Origin of the sequence: Rhodopseudomonas boonkerdii, assembly GCF_021184025.1 — a bacterium.
In the GTDB taxonomy this organism is placed as follows: Bacteria; Pseudomonadota; Alphaproteobacteria; order Rhizobiales; family Xanthobacteraceae; genus Tardiphaga; species Tardiphaga boonkerdii.
Genome location: NZ_CP036537.1, coordinates 2,256,165 through 2,271,084 on the forward strand (window position 1 = coordinate 2,256,165; position 14,920 = coordinate 2,271,084).

General features: G+C 62.7%; 16 protein-coding genes. 11 read left to right on the forward strand and 5 right to left on the reverse strand.

The features are described from left to right. Positions 1-27 precede the first annotated feature (27 nt). Both pcaD and E0H22_RS10415 read right to left on the reverse strand, forming a co-directional pair. Entirely contained in the window at positions 28-807 is a 780-nt protein-coding gene (gene pcaD / locus E0H22_RS10410) for a 3-oxoadipate enol-lactonase (protein WP_233025569.1), read from the reverse strand. 18 nt (positions 808-825) lie between these two features. Continuing rightward, positions 826-2,178: a 3-carboxy-cis,cis-muconate cycloisomerase gene (locus tag E0H22_RS10415; RefSeq protein WP_233025570.1), complete on the reverse strand. Its 1,353-nt coding sequence runs from the start codon at positions 2,176-2,178 to the stop codon at positions 826-828. Positions 2,179-2,363: 185 nt separating this feature from the next. On the opposite strand from E0H22_RS10415, the gene E0H22_RS10420 reads away from it, so the two are divergent. The 10 genes from E0H22_RS10420 to E0H22_RS10465 all read left to right on the forward strand — a co-directional run bounded on the left by E0H22_RS10420 (position 2,364) and on the right by E0H22_RS10465 (position 11,177). Continuing rightward, positions 2,364-2,810 carry an SRPBCC family protein gene (locus E0H22_RS10420; RefSeq protein WP_233025571.1) on the forward strand — a complete coding sequence of 149 codons (447 nt, stop codon included), beginning with the start codon at positions 2,364-2,366 and terminating at the stop codon, positions 2,808-2,810. A gap of 234 nt (positions 2,811-3,044) precedes the next feature. Continuing rightward, positions 3,045-3,530, forward strand: coding sequence for a (2Fe-2S)-binding protein (locus E0H22_RS10425; RefSeq protein ID WP_233025572.1), 486 nt, complete (start codon positions 3,045-3,047; stop codon positions 3,528-3,530). A 40-nt stretch (positions 3,531-3,570) separates the two neighbouring features. Then, complete coding sequence (locus E0H22_RS10430; protein WP_233025573.1) at positions 3,571-4,377, forward strand: FAD binding domain-containing protein; 807 nt, start codon at positions 3,571-3,573, stop codon at positions 4,375-4,377. Positions 4,378-4,412: 35 nt separating this feature from the next. Continuing rightward, positions 4,413-5,321, forward strand: coding sequence for an AAA family ATPase (locus tag E0H22_RS10435; RefSeq protein ID WP_233025574.1), 909 nt, complete (start codon positions 4,413-4,415; stop codon positions 5,319-5,321). Positions 5,322-5,474: 153 nt separating this feature from the next. After that, the gene (locus tag E0H22_RS10440; protein ID WP_233025575.1) at positions 5,475-6,677 is read left to right on the forward strand and encodes a vWA domain-containing protein; all 1,203 of its coding nucleotides are present in this window, start codon (positions 5,475-5,477) and stop codon (positions 6,675-6,677) included. An 11-nt stretch (positions 6,678-6,688) separates the two neighbouring features. Further along, on the forward strand, positions 6,689-7,012 hold the full coding sequence (locus E0H22_RS10445) for an XdhC family protein (protein ID WP_233025576.1): 324 nt from the start codon (positions 6,689-6,691) through the stop codon (positions 7,010-7,012). Between the two features lie 2 nt (positions 7,013-7,014). Then, on the forward strand, positions 7,015-7,716 hold the full coding sequence (locus E0H22_RS10450) for an XdhC family protein (protein WP_233025577.1): 702 nt from the start codon (positions 7,015-7,017) through the stop codon (positions 7,714-7,716). Continuing rightward, positions 7,713-9,317 (forward strand): NTP transferase domain-containing protein, encoded by a 1,605-nt coding sequence (locus tag E0H22_RS10455; RefSeq protein WP_233025578.1) that lies wholly within the window; start codon positions 7,713-7,715, stop codon positions 9,315-9,317. The genes E0H22_RS10450 and E0H22_RS10455 overlap by 4 nt, the downstream gene beginning before the upstream one ends. Positions 9,318-9,390: 73 nt before the next feature. After that, the gene (locus E0H22_RS10460; RefSeq protein WP_233025579.1) at positions 9,391-9,771 is read left to right on the forward strand and encodes a DUF4189 domain-containing protein; all 381 of its coding nucleotides are present in this window, start codon (positions 9,391-9,393) and stop codon (positions 9,769-9,771) included. Positions 9,772-9,857: 86 nt separating this feature from the next. After that, on the forward strand, positions 9,858-11,177 hold the full coding sequence (locus E0H22_RS10465; RefSeq protein ID WP_233025580.1) for an adenylate/guanylate cyclase domain-containing protein: 1,320 nt from the start codon (positions 9,858-9,860) through the stop codon (positions 11,175-11,177). 48 nt (positions 11,178-11,225) lie between these two features. Here the strand turns inward: E0H22_RS10465 and bcsS are convergent, their stop codons facing one another. The 3 genes from bcsS to E0H22_RS10480 form a co-directional block, all read right to left on the reverse strand. Then, positions 11,226-12,056 carry a cellulose biosynthesis protein BcsS gene (gene bcsS / locus E0H22_RS10470; RefSeq protein ID WP_233025581.1) on the reverse strand — a complete coding sequence of 277 codons (831 nt, stop codon included), beginning with the start codon at positions 12,054-12,056 and terminating at the stop codon, positions 11,226-11,228. Positions 12,057-12,195: 139 nt separating this feature from the next. Continuing rightward, on the reverse strand, positions 12,196-12,675 hold the full coding sequence (locus tag E0H22_RS10475; protein ID WP_233025582.1) for a DUF488 domain-containing protein: 480 nt from the start codon (positions 12,673-12,675) through the stop codon (positions 12,196-12,198). 13 nt (positions 12,676-12,688) lie between these two features. Further along, complete coding sequence (locus E0H22_RS10480) at positions 12,689-13,489, reverse strand: DUF72 domain-containing protein (RefSeq protein ID WP_233025583.1); 801 nt, start codon at positions 13,487-13,489, stop codon at positions 12,689-12,691. 295 nt (positions 13,490-13,784) lie between these two features. On the opposite strand from E0H22_RS10480, the gene E0H22_RS10485 reads away from it, so the two are divergent. Next, positions 13,785-14,918: a glycosyltransferase gene (locus E0H22_RS10485; RefSeq protein ID WP_233025584.1), complete on the forward strand. Its 1,134-nt coding sequence runs from the start codon at positions 13,785-13,787 to the stop codon at positions 14,916-14,918. Positions 14,919-14,920: the final 2 nt, after the last annotated feature.

Genomic DNA, 14,920 nt, shown 5'->3' on the forward strand with positions numbered 1-14,920 from the left:
CGCGCCCCTTGCGGGGAGAGGTTAAGATCAACGCTGTGTCAGGAAGCCGACCACAGCTTCGGTGAAGGCGTGACTCTGCTCAACGTTGGAAATATGCGCGGCGTCCAGCAGCGTCATGTTGGCGCCAGGAATGTTGGCACGGATGAATTCGCTCGCCGATACCGGCGTTGCATTGTCCTGCTTGCCGGCGATGACCAGCACCGGGCTCTTGATCTTGGGCAGCAGCGCGCGCTGGTCGAGCGTGCTGAGCGCCTCGCAGGCGGCGAGATAACCTTCCACAGGGGTGGCCAGCAGCATCGCCTTCATCTTTGCGGTGGCCTCCGGCTCGCGCTCGCGGAAATCGGCGGTGAGCCAACCACCGATAACCGCATCGGCGACGACTGCGAGACCGCCCTCGCGCACGGCCTTGATGCGGTTATGCCAGTTGGTCGGGTCCGGATAATAGCAGCTGGTATTGGCGAGGATCATCTTGTTGAAGCGATCCGGCGCATTAGCACCCAGCCATTGCCCGACCATGCCGCCCATCGACAGGCCGCACCAATGCACCTTGTCGATATTGAGATCGTCGAGGATCGCGAGCACATCCTTGCCGTAGCGCTCCATCGACACCGGGCCGTTCATGCCCGACTTGCCATGGCCGCGGCGGTCATAGCGGACCACGCGGAACAGTTTTGTGAGCGCCGGCATCTGCGGTTCCCACATGGCCATGGTGCAGCCAAGCGAATTCGACAGCATCAGGGTCGGCCCGCTGTCGCGGCCTTCGACGGAAACATTCAGCAGGCAGCCGTCGGCGTCGATCATGGGCATCGGAAAACTCCGTCGTTCTTAGTGCTTGAGTGAAGTCAGCAGACGATCGATCAGGGCCTGGGAGGCGCCCTGATAGTCCATCGGCTCGAACAGTTTGGCGATTGCATCGGCACTGAGCTGTGCCGTGACCTTCGGATCGGCAGCCAGCACGTCGCGCAGATGCTTGCTCTCGGCGCCGGCCTTCTTGCTGGCCGCTTCAACCAGATGATGGGCGTCGCTCTTGCCGAGCTTTTCGGCGAGCGCAAAGGTCACGGCCTCGGCCATGATCAGGCCGTGCGCCAAGTCGAGATTGCTGCGCATCCTCTCCGCGTCGACCTCCAGCCCTTCGGCGATATCGACGACCGCAGCAAGCGCGCCAGACGTCACCAGGAGCAGTTGCGGCAATGTCGGCCATTCCGCATGCCACGGTCCGGCGCTGCGTTCGTGATCCTGCACCTGCGCGGCGAAGATCGTGGCGGCGAGATTGGGGGCCATGGTGGCGGCGCCAAGTGCGGAGGCGGACGCCACCGGGTTGCGCTTGTGCGGCATGGTCGACGATCCGCCGCGGCCCGTGCCGGATGGTTCGAAGGCTTCGCCCACGTCGGTCTGCATCATCAGCGAGACGTCGCGGGCGATCTTGCCGCAGGTGCCGGTGAGGATGGCGAGCACCGACGCCGCTTCGGCGATGCGGTCGCGGTGCGTGTGCCACGGCGCATCCGGCAGCGGCAGGTCCAATTCCTTCGCGAGCTGCTCCGCTACCGCCAGTCCCTTATCGCCGAGCGCGGCCAGCGTGCCTGCGGCCCCACCAAATTGCAGCGCGAGGCCTTCGGCGCACAAGCGCGCGAGTCGGTGCCGCGAGCGATGCAGCGCTGCGGCATATTCGGCGAGCTTCAGCCCGAATGGCATCGGCAGGGCATGTTGCAGCCAGGTACGCGCGACCACTGCCGTATGGCGATGTTGCTCCGCCAGCTTCGCAAAGCCGGCGATGGCGCGATCGCAGTCGGCAAGCAGCGCATCAGCGGCGGCGCGCAAGCTCAGCATGGTTGCGCTGTCGATGACGTCCTGACTGGTCGCGCCCCAATGCACATAGCGGGCGGCGTCCGGATCAGTCTTCGCCACGTCGGCCGTCAGCGCCTTGACCAGAGGGATCGCGAGATTGCCCGAGCGAGTCGCTGCCTCGGCCAGCGCGGGGAGGTCGAAGCGGTCGGCGCGGCACGATGCCTCGATGGCGGAGACGGCAGCGGCGGGAATCACGCCGATTGAAGCCTCTGCGCGCGCGAGGGCGGCCTCGAAATCGAGCATATGCTGCAGAGTCGTCGCATCGTCGCAGATCGTGCGCATGGCGGCGCTCGACAGCAGCGGTGCCAGAAGTGGGGAAAGGGCTGTGCTCATTGCGGCCGGACCCTAGCCATTCCCGATGGAGTCTCCAAGAGGTCTGCAAAAGGGGCCGGACGACTTGTCGCTGTTGCACTGCGAACAGGCAACTTTCGGCGATCCGTCGGCCTTTCCTTTGTACGATCTGTGCATTACTTGGGATTATATCGCGTTTTGAATCCCCGATGTTCAGGAGACTGCCCATGGCCATGACGATGAGCGGCGAAGTGCAATTGGCCGCGAGCCGCGAAGTGGTGTGGGAGAAGCTCAACGATCCAGCCGTGCTGAAAGCCTGCATCCCCGGTTGCGAGGAGCTTGAGGCCACCGATGAGGGCGGCTTCCGCGCCACGGCAAAAATCAAGGTCGGCCCGGTCTCGGCCCGCTTCAAGGGCAAGGTGACGCTGAGCGACCTCGATCCCCCGAACGGCTACAAGATCACCGGCGAAGGCGAGGGGGGCGTCGCCGGTTTCGCCAAGGGTGGCGCCACGGTGGTCCTGACCGACAAGGATGGCGGCACGCTCCTGACCTACAATGTGGAAGCCCAGATCGGCGGCAAGCTCGCCCAACTCGGCCAGCGTCTGATCAACGGCTCGGCCAAGAAGATTGCCGACGAGTTCTTCGGAAATTTTGCGAAAGCCGTGCAGGGCTGAGCCTCTGTCCGGGCGCGTTGCGGCATTCCAAGCGAGGCTTCGCGGGCATGCCGCTGCATCGCGCCCCGGGACAGGATCGCATGCGATCACACTCTCTTGATGTCCGCGCAAAACGCGCAGCTGGCTGCGTTTCCCCGTGGTTGCCGAGCCAAAACTTCATCCATATGATGCGTTTGGAACGATTTTAAGAACCGGGCGGCCACGCGATGGCCTGCGCCGGCAAAGAGAGTGCATATGGCAAAAGTCTCGATGATCGTGAACGGCAGCCCCGTTACCAAGAATATCGATCCGCGCACCCTGCTGGTGCAGTTTTTGCGCGAAGAGTTGCGGCTGACCGGCACCCATGTGGGGTGCGATACCTCGCAATGCGGCGCCTGCGTCGTGCATCTCGACGGCAAGGCGGTGAAGGCTTGCACAACGCTCGCGGTGATGGCTGATGGTCATGAGGTGAAAACCATCGAAGGGCTCGCTGCCGATGGTGCGCCGCTGCATCCGATGCAGGAAGCGTTTCGCGAGAATCACGGATTGCAGTGCGGCTTCTGCACGCCCGGCATGATCATGACCGCCATCGATATCGTCCGCCGCAAGGGCCACGATCTCGACGACCATGTGATCCGCGAAGAGCTCGAAGGCAATCTCTGCCGCTGCACCGGTTATCAGAACATCGTGGCGTCGATCGCTGCGGGTGCCAAGGCGATGGAAAAATCCGATCTCGCCTGACGTTCAACGATAATCGCGAAACGCGCTTCAGGGATCTCCCATGTACGAATTCAAATATCATCGTCCGTCCACCGTGCGGCAGGCCGCGAATCTCCTCGCCAAGAATGAGGACGCAAAACTGATCGCCGGCGGCCATACGCTGGTGCCCGTCATGAAGCAGCGCCTCGCAGCGCCGCCACATCTGGTCGATCTCTCGCATATCGAAGGTATCGACGGCATCGAGATCAAAGGTCGCGTATTGGTGATCGGCGCCCTCGCCAAGCATGCAGATGTTGCAGCTTCGGCGACGGTCGCCGAAGCGATTCCCGCATTGGCCGAACTCGCCGGCCTGATCGGTGATCCCGCCGTGCGTCATAAAGGCACCATCGGCGGCTCGCTCGCCAATAACGATCCGACCGCGGACTATCCGGCGGCCGTGATGGCGATGGGCGCCACCATCGTCACCAACAAGCGCAAACTGAAGCCGGAAGAATTCTTCCAGGGCCTGTTCACCACGGCGCTGGAGCCGGATGAGATCATCACCAAGGTGTCGTTCCCGCTGCCGAAGAAGGCCGCCTACCAGAAATTCCGCAACCAGGCCTCGCGCTATGCGCTGGTTGGCGTGTTCGTTGCCAAGATGCCGTCGGCGGTGCGCGTCACCGTCACCGGCGCCGGCTCGGATGGCGTTTTCCGCGTCGAGGCGTTCGAGGAGGCGCTGAAGAAGCGTTTCTCACCGAAGGCGCTGGATGGCATTCCGGTGTCGGCGGATGGCCTCAACAGTGACTTGCACGGCAGCGCCGAGTATCGTGCACATCTGATCGGCGTGCTGGCCAAGCGCGCGGTCGAAGCCGCCAACAACCGGGCCTGATCGATCGGGCCCATCATTCTGAGATCGGGACATTCATGACTGCACCATCGGCGCTTCCCACCTCCGTCGATGGCATGCTCGATCTGCTGACCAAGCGTGGCTATTTCGCCGAACGCGCGCTGGCGACGGTGGCCTATCTGTCACTGCGCATGGGGCGGCCGCTGTTTCTCGAAGGGGAGGCCGGGGTCGGCAAGACCGAGATCGCAAAGGTGCTGTCGGCCGCGCTTGGTCGCAAGCTGATCCGCCTGCAATGCTATGAGGGGCTTGACGTCTCGTCCGCCGTCTATGAGTGGAACAGCGCCTCGCAGATGATTGCGATCCGCCTCGCGGAAGCTGCGGGCGAAAGCGACCGCGACCAGCTCGCCAGCGACATCTTTGCCGACCGCTATCTGATCAAACGCCCGCTGCTGCAGGCGCTGGAGCCGGATGTGAACGGTCCGCCGGTGCTGCTGATCGACGAACTCGATCGCGCCGATGAAGCCTTCGAGGCTTATCTGCTCGAAATCCTCTCCGACTTCCAGGTCACGATTCCCGAGCTCGGCACCGTGAAGGCGCCGGCACCGCCGATCGTCGTCATCACCTCGAACCGTACCCGCGAGATACACGATGCGCTGAAGCGCCGCTGCCTCTATCACTGGGTCGATTATCCCGCAGCCGATCGCGAACTCGCCATCGTCAAATCGCGCGTGCCCGGCATTTCCGCAAAACTGTCGCAGCAGGTGGTGTCGTTCGTGCAGAAGCTGCGCGATCAGGACTTCTACAAATCGCCGGGCGTCGCCGAGACGATCGACTGGGCGACCGCACTGACCGAACTCGATGCACGCTCGCTGACGCCGCAAGTGGTCGGCGACACGCTGGGCGCGCTGTTGAAGTATCAGGATGACATTCAGCGCATGCAGGGCGATGCGCTGGCGAAGACGATCAAGGAAGTGACGAGCGAGTGAGAGCGCCAGCACCATACCCGGCCCTCATCCTGAGGAGCCGCGTAGCGGCGTCTCGAAGGATGGCAACACGCTCTGAGCCAAATGCAGTCATGGTTCGAGACGGCGCCGAAGCGGCGCCTCCTCACCATGAGGCCGGTGTTTGGGGGAGCTGACATGCCCATCGATCATCTCAATCCGCCGACCGGGCAGATGGCCGACAATGTCATCGGTTTCGCTCGCGCGCTGCGCAAAGCGGGGCTGCCGGTCGGGCCCGGTGGGGCGATCGATGCGCTCGACGCGCTGCAACTGGTCGATATCGGAAAACGTGCCGACGTCTTCACGACGATGGAGGCCATTTTTGTCAAACGCCACGAACATGCGCTGATCTTCCGACAGGCGTTCGATCTGTTCTTTCGCGCCGAGGAAGACTGGAAGCAGATGCTGGATTCGGTGCCGCTGCCGGATGACGCGAGGCGCAAGCCGCCCCCGGCCTCGCGCCGTGTGCAGGAGGCGATGACCCAGCCGTCCCGCGGCGAGGAGCGTGAGGCGCCGCAGGAGCAGGAGGTCAGGCTCTCGGTTTCCGACCGCGAAATCTTGCAGAAGAAGGATTTTGCACAGATGAGCGCGGCGGAGATTGCTGAGGTCACCCGCGCCATCGCCGATATGCGACTGCCGCAGGCGGAACTGCGCACGCGCCGCACACGGCCGGATCGCCGCGGCGCGCGGCTCGATCTGCGCCGCACCTTGCGCGCCTCGCTGCGCACCGGCGGCGATATCGTCGATATCCGCCGCCTCGGCCTGATCGACAAGCCGGCGCCCATCGTGGCGTTGCTCGATATCTCGGGCTCGATGAGCGAATATACCCGCCTGTTCCTGCATTTTCTCCACGCCATCACCGACGCGCGCAAGCGTGTCTCGGTGTTCCTGTTCGGCACGCGGCTGACCAATGTCACCCGTGCCCTGCGGGCGCGCGATCCCGACGAAGCGCTGGCGAGTTGTTCGGCATCGGTGCAGGATTGGGCTGGCGGGACCCGCATCTCGGCTTCGTTGCACAATTTCAACAAGCTGTGGGGCCGCCGAGTACTCGGACAGGGCGCCATCGTGCTCCTGATTTCTGATGGACTCGAACGCGAGGCGGATTCGCAGCTCGCTTTCGAGATGGACCGCCTGCATCGCTCCTGTCGCCGGCTGATCTGGCTGAACCCGCTACTGCGCTTCGATGGTTTCGAGCCGAAGGCTCAGGGAATCAAAATGATGCTGCCCCACGTTGACGAATTCCGCCCGGTACATAATTTGACGTCTATCGATGGGCTCATTAAAGCCCTGTCCGCGCCGATATCCGGCCATCACCGCCTGCTGATCCGTCCCGCTGTGTAAGGAGGGTTCTGATGCTCAATCGCGAAGAAGACATCCTGCAGGCCGCCGAAGCCTGGCAAAAGGCTGGCCACGGCGTTGCGCTGGCTACGGTGGTGGAGACCTGGGGGTCGGCCCCGCGTCCGGCCGGCTCCAATCTGGTCATCAATGACGATGGCACATTTCTTGGCTCAGTCTCCGGCGGCTGCGTCGAAGGCGCCGTGGTCACCGAGGCCCTGGATGTGATCGAAAGCGGCCAGCCGAAATTGCTGGAATTTGGCGTGGCTGACGAAACCGCGTGGAATGTCGGTTTGTCCTGTGGCGGCACCATCCGCGTCTTTGTCGAAAAGGTAGGCTGATCGTGAAAACCGAGACCCTGGCGCTGCTCAATGCCGAGCGCGCCGCTCGCCGCGCAGTTATCGTGGTGACCGATATATCTGATGGTATACAGCGCATGGTGAAAGCAGCCGATTTCGCCGCCGATCCCTTGCATGCGGAGCTGGAAAGGCAGCTCCGCATGGGCAAGAGCGCCATGGTCGAGGTGGACGGTAAGAAGCTGTTCCTCAATGTCTATGCGCCCACAGCCAAACTCGTGATCATTGGTGCTGTTCACATCAGTCAGGCGCTGGCGCCGCTGGCGCGTTCGCTCGATTACGATGTCACCGTGGTCGATCCGCGTACCGCTTTCGCCAGCCCCGAGCGCTTCCCGGACGTGAAGTTGATCGCCGAATGGCCTGACGAGGCGCTGCCGCCACTCGGCGTCGATCGCTGGACCGCCTTTGTGGCCGTGACCCATGATCCCAAGATCGACGATCCCGCGCTGCTGCACGCATTCGAGAAAGACTGTTTCTATATCGGTGCGCTCGGCTCGCGAAAGACGCATGCCAAGCGTCTCGACCGCCTGAAGGGGCAGGGCGCGACCGATGCCGATCTCGCAAAGATCAAGGCGCCCATCGGCCTGAACATCGGCGCTGTCTCGCCATCCGAGATTGCCGTTTCGATTATGGCCGAGATTACCGCGGAGCTGCGTTTGCCGAGGGAAGCAAAGGCGAGCGCGGCATGAAGTTCGGCCCGGCCAGTCCGACCGAAGCTCTCGGCGGCGTGACGGTTCACACGCTACGGCAGGGAACGCTCGTTCTCAAGAAGGGCACCACCATTGGCCCAGACGAAGTGGCTGAGCTGACGCGCGCTGGTGTCAGGGAAGTCGTGGTTGTCCGTCTCGAGGACGGCGATGTTTCCGAAGACGCTGCTGCCGCCAGCATTGCACAGGCGATTGCGGGCGAAGGCGTTGCTGTCGAGCGCGCTTTCACGGGCCGCGCCAATCTGTTCGCGGCAAAGCCAGGCGTGCTTGTCGTCGACCGTGCCGCCGTCGATCGCATCAATGGCGTGGACGAAGCGATCACCTTGGCGACGCTGCAAGCCTTCAAGCCGGTGGTCGAGAACGAGATGATCGCCACCGTGAAATTGATCCCGTTCGGCATTGCCGCGACGCTCCGCGATGCCGCGGTGAAAGCTGCGGGCGGCGCGGCTATGCGGATCGCGCCTTACAAGGTGAAGAAGGTCGGCATCGTCTCGACCCTGCTGCCGGGCCTTTCGCCGAAGGTGATCGACAAGACCCTGCGCGTGACCGAGGAACGCCTCGGCCCCGCTGGCGCAAAAATCATCGCAGAGCGCCGCGTGCCGCACGACGAAAAGGTGCTCGCCGAGACCATCCACGAACTGCTGCAACTCGGCGCCGAACTCATCATCGTGTTCGGCGCTTCGGCCATTGCCGATCGCCGCGATGTCATCCCCGCGGCCATCGAGCAGATCGGCGGCAACATCCGGCATTTCGGGATGCCGGTGGACCCCGGCAATCTGCTGCTGATCGGCAGCGCCGGCGATGTGCCGATCCTCGGTGCGCCCGGCTGCGCGCGCTCGCCGGTGGAGAACGGATTCGACTGGGTGTTGATGCGTCTGCTGGCCGGGCTGGAAGTGACGCGCGCCGATCTGGTCGGCATGGGTGTCGGCGGCCTGCTGATGGAGATCGTCACGCGACCACAGCCGCGCGCGCCGGCGGAGACTGATGGCAACCGCAATGTTGCCGCGCTCATTCTCGCAGCTGGCCGCGGCACGCGGATGGGCGGGCCCAACAAGCTGCTTGCCGAGCTGAACGGCAAGCCGCTCGTGCGTATCGTCGCCGAACATGTACTGAAGTCGAAAGTGAGCAGTGTCACGGTGGTGACGGGCCATCAGGCGGCCGAAGTGGAAAAGGCGCTGCGCGGTCTCAATGTCACGTTCGTTTATAATCCCGATTATCCCGACGGCATCGCCAGCTCGGTGAAGACGGGCATCGCCGCCGTGCCGCAAGGTGCGGACGGTGCAGTCGTCTGTCTCGGCGACATGCCATTGATCGATGCCAAATTGATTGATCGCCTGATCGACGCCTTCGCGCCGGATCGCAGCCATCTGATCGCGGTGCCGGTCAGTGACGGTCGTCGCGGCAACCCGGTGCTATGGTCGCGTCGCTTCTTTCCGGAATTGATGGCGCTGGACGGCGATATCGGCGCGCGAGAGCTGATCCTGAAACATGCCGAAGCGGTGACGGATGTCGCTGTCGAAGGCCGGGGAGCCTTCCTCGACGTCGACACGCCGCAGGCGCTTGAAGAGGCGCGGGGCGGCTAGCGACGTTTCATTCACCAAGTCGAAACTCCCTCGCGCTAACGTCCCGCCGGACTGCACCTCGGGGGAGGGGAATTTGTCATTTCGTATCGCGGCGCGCTCACGCGCGTTTTTTTCTGCTGCGCTTGTTTTCAGTTTTGCATCGCTACAGCCGGCAATTGGTGCCGGCGCGCTCGCTATCGGCAAGTGCGGCGCCTATGGTCAGGCTTACGATCATTCTGCGTCGGCGTCCGCTGTCGCTGCCGCGAAGAAAGCCTGCAAGGGCGATTGCACCACCGTCACCATGAACCGCGCCTGCGCTGCGCTGTCGGTCGATATGGCCAATCCATGCGGAGCTCACGGTTATGCGGTGGCTCCACGCATTTCCTCGACGCTCAATGAAGCGACCAGGAAGTGCTACGACTATGGCGGCAAGGAATGCGTCATCCGCGCCTGGGCATGTGACGCCAAGGGGTAGCATCGTTACCTGCCGGTCATGGTCACCATCGCATTCGCCTATATTTGGCCTCGTTGATTCCGTCATCGACGGCTATGTTGTCGCCGATGATACCGCTCCGACGAACCATTTTTACACCCGCTGCCAAGGGCGCCGAGCTTCAGACGGCCCGTGAGGCGCTGAACCGCCAAGTGCTGCTCACCGAGCGGCTGCGCATCAAGGCCGTCATCGCGACCGTCGCGATCCTCATGGCATTGGTCACGGTCGTGCAGCTGCTCGCGCCGTCCATCTTCGCCGGCATTTCCCGGGGCGGTTTCGAACTCGGCTCGACCTATGTGATCTTCTTGCCATTTCTCGCACTCGAGCTTCTGGCACTGTATCTGATCACGCGACGCGCCGCCGAAAACAAGGATGTACCGGTCTTCCGGCGTTATCTCAGCGCATTGATCGAAACGAGCGTGCCGACCGCGGCGCTCTATCTGCATATGAACTGGATGGGCGCCAACACCGCGCTCGCCTTTGCGGCGCCGCTGACCTATTTCATCTTCATTATTCTCTCGACATTGCGGCTGGATTTCTGGCTGTCCACCTTCACCGGCTTTGTCGCGGCGTCGGAGATGTTCGCCATGGCGATGCTGTATCGGCCCGCAGGTTTTGCCGACGAGCCGATGCCGGAAAGCATTTTCCAGCTGGTCCGTGCGATCATGCTGCTCGTCGGCGGCGTGCTTGCGGGGGGCGTCGGCATGCAGTTGCGGCGACAGTTCGAGGCGAGCATCGCTGCCACCGCCGCGCGCGATCACGTCACCAATCTGTTCGGCCAGCATGTGTCGCCGCAAGTGGTGGAGCGGCTGCTCGCGACCGGCGCGGCACCGACCACCGAGATGCGGCAGGTCGCGGTGATGTTCGTCGATATCCGCAACTTCACTGCGGCTACTCATGTTCACACGCCGCGCCAGGTGGTGGAGCGTCTCGACGAGGCCTTTGCCATCCTGGTCGATGTGCTCGACCGCCACTCCGGTATCGTGAACAAGTTTCTCGGGGACGGATTTCTCGCACTGTTCGGTGCGCCGATCGAGGATCCCAACGCGGCGCAGTGCGCAGTCGAAGCCGCGCTCGAGATGCTGACGGAAATGGAGAAAAACAACAGCGACAGCGCGTGGCCACTGCGGATCGGCATCGGCATTCATATGGGCGCGGTGATCGCCGGCAATGTCGGGTCGCCGCGGCGGAAAGAATATACGGTCATGGGCGACACCGTGAATTTCGCCGCCCGTCTCGAAGCGCTCAATAAGGAATTCGGCTCACAATTGCTGATTTCCACGGCGGTGCGCGATGCCGCGGGGGAGGCCGGGCGCGATGCGACATGTCTCGGCGACGTTCAGGTGCGTGGCTATGAGCAGCCGCAGGCGGTGTGGCAGCTTCGTTAGAGAATGATCCTGTCCGATCGCCCGAAAACCATTTTTCGGGATCGTAGCCTAGTTATCGAAGAACGGCGCCCGTTTCGGCCGCAGCATGATGCCGAGACGGCCGTAAACGCCGTCGCGGCCGAAGTCGTCAGAGACGCGGCCTGCTGCAAAGCTCCATTCATAGTCGTTCGTGCGCAGCCCGGTGAGATGGACGCCGATCCGTGTCTGCCGGCTGAAACGGTCTCTGGACAGCGCTGCTTCCGGTCCGATCCAGAATGAATCGAACAGGCGCCAGCCAGCGGCGATGCGCGTGGTGTAGCCGTTATCGATGGTGGTGCCTGTAAGGGCATATTGGACCATCAGCTCGGCTGTCGGCTCCCACCACAAATCGGCGATGCCGCGCAGGCCCAAACGGGAACGCCAGCGGTCGCTGCGACCGTTCCGGTAGAAGAAGTCCACTTCGGCATCGGGGCCCAGGAGGAACTGCGCTTCCATCCGACCGACGCGAAACATGTAGCCAGGTAGAAGATAAGCGCGGGTGATCTGGGTATCGTAGCGGCCGAAGCGATCCACATATCGTTCCAGGCTTTCGGAGGCGAAGAGGCGCAGGATGAAGCCGTTGCGATCGAAGCCGTTCGGCATCCATTGCGCGCCCGCAAAGGCGCCGAAACTCCATTTCGACGCGTCGATTCCGCCGAAATAGATCAGCCTGTCAGGCATGCCGCCCGACAGATAATCGAAAGGTCGTTTACGGTTGGCGCGGTTGTCGAACAGTTCCGACCAGAACGACTTGCTGCGTGCGGGCGTCAACACGTTGAACTCGACGTCCATGGCATCGAAGTCCTGCGCGCCGGCCGCATCGGCCTGGCTGAAGCCGATGGCCAGCCCCGCGGTTCGCAATATCCGTCCCCAACGCATCGAGCCCCCACCCAACGCCACAGAACGCAACCGTAAATAACAATTTTAGGTAGAATACATGTGGATAATGCTACGTCCAGTGTGGATAAGGGAACGATAGAAGAACATGGAAGAAGTTTTTTTACTTCGGCTCGATCTGAGGCGCGACCAGATTCTCGATGGCGACGCCTTCGCGGTCCTCGATGATCTCGGCGATCCAGCGCCGGTGGCAATGCGTATGATCGCGCTCATAGCAGAGGATGCAGATCGGGCCGGCTTTCTCCACCAAGGCCGCCAGCTCATCCATCTGCTCGCGCGCCTGCGGCGTCTTGAGATGGGCGCTGTAGATCTTTTCAAGCTCCGCGATGTTGCCCGAGCGCGCCGCCTCGCGGCCGTCCTTCGGTGTGCCGAGCCCGCGCAGATGGACATAGCCGATGCCGCGTTCGTCCAGCCCTGCGGCAAGCTGCGACTTCGAAAAGCCTGGCCTGCGTGACGACGCGACGGCACGGACATCGACCAGCAGCTGCACGCCAGCGGCTTCGAGCTCGTCGAGCACGGATTTCGCCGGCGTCTGCTCATAGCCGATGGTGAAGAGTTTTGCCGTTTTCCTCGCCTTGGCCATGCATCGCTCCCGGCTATACCCGCTCGATCAGCGCCATCGCACCATGCGGCGCACGCACCTTCGCTTCGTGGATCACATAGGCGAACACGTCGCGCGGCTGTTTCTTGATCTTGCCGTCGCTCACCTTGGGCAGGTCGTCCGGTTCGCCGCCGCCGGCATAATGCTTGAACCGCCTGGCCCAGGCGTCCAGCGCCTTCGGCGCATAGGCGGTCGGGATCGAGTCCTCACCTTTCTGCAGGCGCAGATAGACGAAATCGGACGTGACATCGGCGATCGCGGGATAGGTTGCGTGTTCGGAGAATACCACGGGGATCTTGTGTTCGCGGAGGAGGGCGATGAAAGCCGGCGTGCGAAAACTGTCATGCCGCACCTCGACCACATGGCGCAGCGTGCGGCCGTCGCGTTCGCGCGGCAGGAGTTCGAGGAAAGCGCCGAAATCGGCCTCGTCGAATTTCTTGGTCGGCATGAACTGCCACAGCACCGGGCCGAGCTTGTCGCCGAGTTCGAGCACACCGGAATCGTAGAAGCGCTTCACACTGTCACCGGCTTCGGCCAGCACCTTGCGATTGGTGGCAAAGCGCGGACCCTTCAGTGAGAACACGAAGTCGTCCGGTACCTCGCTCGCCCATTTGCGAAAACTTTCCGGCTTCTGCGAGCCGTAATAGGTGCCGTTGATTTCGATGGAGGTAAGTTTGGAGGCGGCGTAGCTGAGTTCCTTCGCCTGGGTCAGCTTCTCCGGATAGAACGTCCCGCGCCAGGGCTCGAAGGTCCAGCCACCAATTCCGATGCGGATCTTTCCGGTCTTTGCTGCCATTCCGGTTCCTCCCGTTTTCTTCGAATCGCCCCTTGTGGAACGGCCCAACCATTCCTATCTCGCATTCAACGGTGACGTCGATGCCTAACCGCTCCGTTGCCGAGACGACCTTGAATGACCTGAGCCCTTGAGTGGGATGGCGCGCCGGATGTACGTGCGCCGGTTGTTCGGGGTCGTTTGCATTTTGGGCTGACGCCGTTGCTTTCGCCGACCCGTTTTCCATATACATTCAAACGGTTGATGCGTTCCAGCAGCGCCTTGGCAGGTTCCTGCGCGGCGGATATATGCTGGCGCCATGAACGATGCCATCACACCGGGCTCCGGACAGATCCTGCATGCGGGCGCTCCGCTGCAGCTGTCGGTCGTCGTCCCCACCTTCAACGAGCGCGGCAATGTGGCCACTTTGGTCCGGCGCCTCGATGCAGCCCTTGCTGGCATCGCCTGGGAAGTCATCTTCGTCGATGACAATTCTCCCGATGGCACGACCGATGCCGTGCGCGAACTGGCGCGGACGGATGCGCGGGTGCGCTGCATCCGCCGCATCGGCCGCCGCGGTCTGTCCGGTGCGTGCATCGAGGGCATGCTGGCTTCGTCCGCCCCCAGCGCCGCGGTTATCGACGGCGACCTCCAGCACGACGAAACGCAACTGGCAAAAATGCTGGGCCTGATCGAGGGCGGCGAAGCCGATCTCGTGATCGGCAGCCGTTATATCGATGGCGGCAGTGCCGACAGCTTTGACAACAAGCGTGCCGGATTCAGCAAATTTGCCACTGTGCTCGCCCAGCAGGTGCTGCGCGTTGATGTCGCCGATCCCATGAGCGGTTTCTTCATGATCCGCCGCGATCGTTTCGAGCAGCTTGCTCCACAGCTCTCGACGCAGGGTTTCAAGATCCTGCTCGATGTCGTCGCCACTGCGCGCGGTGCGCTTGTTATCAAGGAAGTGCCCTATACCTTCGGCTCGCGCCTGCATGGCGAGAGCAAGCTCGATTCGATGGTGGCGCTGGATTTCCTCGGCCTCATTCTGGCGAAGCTCACCAACGATGCGGTGTCGCTGCGCTTCCTGTTGTTCGCGCTGGTGGGCTCCATCGGCCTTGTCGTGCATTTCGCAGCCTTGTTCACCGGCCTGGAAGCCTTCGCGCTTCCCTTTGCCGAAGCGCAGGGCATCGCGGCTTTCTGCGCCATGACCAGCAACTTCGTGCTCAACAACTTCCTGACCTATCGCGACCAGCGTCTGAAGGGCCTGCGCATTCTGCAGGGCCTGATTCTGTTCTATCTGGTCTGCAGCGTCGGTCTGTTCGCCAATGTCGGCGTCGCCTGGTCGGTGTTTGACAATGAGCCGATCTGGTGGCTTGCCGGGGCGGCCGGTGCGCTGATGGGCGTGGTCTGGAACTACGCCATGTCCGGCCTGTTCGTGTGGCGCAAGCGGTGACG

Coding starts and splice junctions, on each gene's coding strand:
- E0H22_RS10420 (WP_233025571.1), top strand. CDS start 2,364: ATGGCCATGACGATGAGCGGCGAAGTGCAATTGGCCGCGAGCCGCGAA.
- E0H22_RS10435 (WP_233025574.1), top strand. CDS start 4,413: ATGACTGCACCATCGGCGCTTCCCACCTCCGTCGATGGCATGCTCGAT.
- E0H22_RS10480 (WP_233025583.1), bottom strand. CDS start 13,489: ATGGCAGCAAAGACCGGAAAGATCCGCATCGGAATTGGTGGCTGGACC.
- E0H22_RS10430 (WP_233025573.1), top strand. CDS start 3,571: ATGTACGAATTCAAATATCATCGTCCGTCCACCGTGCGGCAGGCCGCG.
- E0H22_RS10455 (WP_233025578.1), top strand. CDS start 7,713: ATGAAGTTCGGCCCGGCCAGTCCGACCGAAGCTCTCGGCGGCGTGACG.
- E0H22_RS10485 (WP_233025584.1), top strand. CDS start 13,785: ATGAACGATGCCATCACACCGGGCTCCGGACAGATCCTGCATGCGGGC.
- E0H22_RS10415 (WP_233025570.1), bottom strand. CDS start 2,178: ATGAGCACAGCCCTTTCCCCACTTCTGGCACCGCTGCTGTCGAGCGCC.
- E0H22_RS10425 (WP_233025572.1), top strand. CDS start 3,045: ATGGCAAAAGTCTCGATGATCGTGAACGGCAGCCCCGTTACCAAGAAT.
- E0H22_RS10465 (WP_233025580.1), top strand. CDS start 9,858: ATGATACCGCTCCGACGAACCATTTTTACACCCGCTGCCAAGGGCGCC.
- pcaD (WP_233025569.1), bottom strand. CDS start 807: ATGCCCATGATCGACGCCGACGGCTGCCTGCTGAATGTTTCCGTCGAA.
- E0H22_RS10475 (WP_233025582.1), bottom strand. CDS start 12,675: ATGGCCAAGGCGAGGAAAACGGCAAAACTCTTCACCATCGGCTATGAG.
- E0H22_RS10440 (WP_233025575.1), top strand. CDS start 5,475: ATGCCCATCGATCATCTCAATCCGCCGACCGGGCAGATGGCCGACAAT.
- E0H22_RS10445 (WP_233025576.1), top strand. CDS start 6,689: ATGCTCAATCGCGAAGAAGACATCCTGCAGGCCGCCGAAGCCTGGCAA.